The organism is Phytoactinopolyspora endophytica (assembly GCF_004138495.1).
Taxonomy (GTDB): Bacteria; Actinomycetota; Actinomycetes; order Jiangellales; family Jiangellaceae; genus Phytoactinopolyspora; species Phytoactinopolyspora endophytica.
Map to the genome: position 1 here is coordinate 1 of NZ_RZHA01001781.1, position 2,973 is coordinate 2,973.

Consider the following 2,973-nt stretch of genomic DNA (forward strand, 5'->3'; position numbering starts at 1 on the left):
AAGATGTATCTGGCCGAGGCCCGTGGGCGGATCGCCGCCGAACTTGATGCCGGGGATGAGAACCGGCTGCACGGGCTGCATCGCCGGTTCGAGACCGTGGCCGGAGCGCAGGCCCAGGTGGACTGGGGCGACGAGGGAAACCTTCTCGCTCACGTCGGCATACCGCGGGTGTACTCGTTTCACATGGTGTTGTCGTACTCGCGGGACCCGTTCTGTGTGTATGTCACCTCGATGGACCTGGTCACGTTCTTCGACTGCCACCGGCTGGCGTTCGCGCATTTCGCAGGTTATGTGGGTGTCGCTCCCACAATCGGAGTCTCGCGGCGACGATGATAGTCGTGTCCGTCGCCGTGGAGCGCCGATGTTGTGGACGCCGTGTTTGCTGCGATCTTCCGGTCCGGAGGATTCGGTCCGGGTCAGTCTTGGCGACCCGCTGGTCGACGATTACCTGGAGTTCGTCGCTGCCCGGTGTCGGCCGAACACCGTGTTGGCCACTGCATATGACCTGAAGGTGTTCTTCTCGGTCGTGGCCAAGGAGCCGGCGAGGGTATCCACGACGGACGTGTTCGCGTTCTTGTCCGCGCAGCGAGCGCCTCGGCGCGGATCGCGTGTGGTGCGGCTGGAGGATGGCGAGGCTGGTCTGTCGGCTCGCACGATCAAGCGCCGGTTGGCCAGCTTGTCTGGGCTGTTCGCGTACCTGGTCGCTCGTGACGACGTCGACGTTCGACGCAATCCGGTGCCGCAGGGTCTGGCGACCCGACGACCACATGCCGGGGGTGTGCGCGGGATTCCGTTGCTACGGACACCGCGAACGCTTCCTCGTGTGCTGACGCCGATCGAGGTGGACGCGCTGCTGGCAGCGTTGCGTCGACACCGGGATCGGGCCATGGTGCTGGCGATGTTGCTGGGTGGGCTGCGTCGCTGCGAGGTGCTGGGCCTGAGGATGCAGGACGTGCACGCTGGTGAGAGGCGGCTGTTCATCGCCGAGGGCAAGGGCGGACACCAGCGGATCGTGCCGGTCTCGCACCGGTTCTTCTCCGCACTGGCGAACTACTTCAACCATGAACGGCCCGAGGTGGTCGACTCCGATCGGGTGTTCGTGGTGCTGCGCGGCCCGACACGGGGTGAGCCGTTGACCGCAGCCGGACTTGATCAGGTACTTGCTGGCGCTCGAGAGCGGGCTGGTTTGGAGCACGCTACCTGTCACCAGCTGCGGCACACGTGTCTGACCCGGCTGCGGGAAGCAGGGATGGCGCTGGAGGCGGTGCAAGCCTAGGCCGGACACCGCTCGATCGAGTCGACCCGGATCTACGTGCACCTGGCCAACGGATGGCTGGCCGAGGAGTATGCGCGTGCGATCGCGGAGATCCAGCGTGATTCCACTGCCGAGACTGGTCAGGTGGGTGAGCTGTCATGACTGCTTACCGTCTCGCGCCCGCTGCGGTGGATCTTGTCACAGCCTACGAGAACGACCTGTGGGATATCGGCCAGCGACCTGACCACAAGGTGCTGTGGGGCGCCCGATGGTTCTGCGCGCATGTGGGCGAGCCGCAGACCTTCGCCGAGTTCCCGTTGGACGAGCAGCTCGCGATGAACCATGCGGTGCACAGGTTCGTGTCCTGGTTGATCGCCACCAGGCGACTGCGGCCGAACGCGGACTACCTGGTGGCTCGTCGGCCGAGGCTGGGTGTCAGCCTTGCTCATCACTGGCCGGCCTTTCACGCGTTGTTCATGAGCACCGCGGCCACGCTCAGCTTCCCCATCAAGACCGCGCAGGCGCAGTGGGCGGTGCTCGGGCAGATCTGCGCCCTGACCGGGCTGGCTCCCGAGCGGTTGACTCACGCCGATCTCGATGCCGCCCGTGACGAGCTGCTGGATGCGGCCGACCGTTACGGGCACGACTCTCGCCATGGCTTGTCCACCGCGATCTACGGGCTTGAGGCGACGCTGTTTCACGCCGGCGTCACTGACGAGTTGCCCCGCAAGCGTGCCCAAACGAAGTCCAACGTGCGGGCGGCGGCATGGGCGAAAGTGCCACCACGGATGCGCGCCACAATGCGGGACTACCTGGACCAGGTGGCGACCACGCTACGACCGGGCCGGGTGAAGAACATCGAGGCCACGCTACGGGAGTTCGCCGGCTTCGTCACCGAACGTGACCCCGCGGCCCAATGCGTCGCCGATCTCGGCCGGTCACACGTCGAGGCCTACAAGCGCTGGTTGGCCGAACGCCCGGCGCTGCGGGGTGGGCCGCTGCACCGCCACACCATCAAAGACCGACTCTGCGCGCTGCGCGGATTCTTCACCCGGCTACTCGAGTGGGAGACCGCCGACGCGCCAACACGGGTGCCAGTGCTCGCCTCCGACCTGCCGATCCCGGACGAGACACTGCCGCGTTTCCTCGACGACGCCGCAGCCACCAAGCTGCTGCAGGCCGCCCGCGCCGACGAGGACCCATTCGTGCGGCTCACCGTGGAGTTCCTCGCCCGCACCGGCCTGCGCAAGGGCGAGTACCTCGCGCTCACGACCGATGCCGTCGTGCAGATCGGTTCGGCCTACTGGCTGCACGTGCCGGTCGGCAAACTGCACACCGACCGCTACATCCCTCTGCACCCGCAGTTGAAGGAGCTGCTCGACCAATGGCTGGCTCGGCGTCCGGAAGGACTACGCAGCAAGCTGATCTTCGTCGAACAGGGACGACCGATGCCCGCCTCGCGGGTCGATGCTGCGGTCGCCAAAGCCGGCGAGGCGGCAGGGATCGGGCGAGTCTCGCCTCACCGGCTCAGACACACCCTGGCGACCCAGGCGATCAACCGGGGCATGTCACTGGAAGCGATCGCCGCGCTGCTCGGTCATCGCTCGCTTCACATGACCTTGGTTTACGCCAAGATCGCTGACCGGACCGTCGCCGACGAGTACTTCACCGTCTCGGAGAAGGTCGAGGCACTTTACGACGCCCCTCGTCAGCTGCCT

2 protein-coding genes and 1 pseudogene are annotated in these 2,973 nt (G+C 66.3%); all 3 read left to right on the top strand.

What is annotated here, in order from left to right; translation table 11 throughout:
- Positions 1-333 (top strand): annotated as a pseudogene (locus ELR45_RS34160) (DDE-type integrase/transposase/recombinase); the annotation flags it as partial.
- Positions 334-361: 28 nt separating this feature from the next.
- Positions 362-1,276, top strand: coding sequence for a tyrosine-type recombinase/integrase (locus tag ELR45_RS34165; protein WP_205857828.1), 915 nt, complete (start codon positions 362-364; stop codon positions 1,274-1,276).
- A 137-nt stretch (positions 1,277-1,413) separates the two neighbouring features.
- Positions 1,414-2,973 (top strand): tyrosine-type recombinase/integrase (locus tag ELR45_RS34170; RefSeq protein ID WP_129670256.1); only part of this gene is annotated, 1,560 nt, incomplete at its 3' end.

Coding starts and splice junctions, on each gene's coding strand:
- ELR45_RS34165 (WP_205857828.1), top strand. CDS start 362: ATGTTGTGGACGCCGTGTTTGCTGCGATCTTCCGGTCCGGAGGATTCG.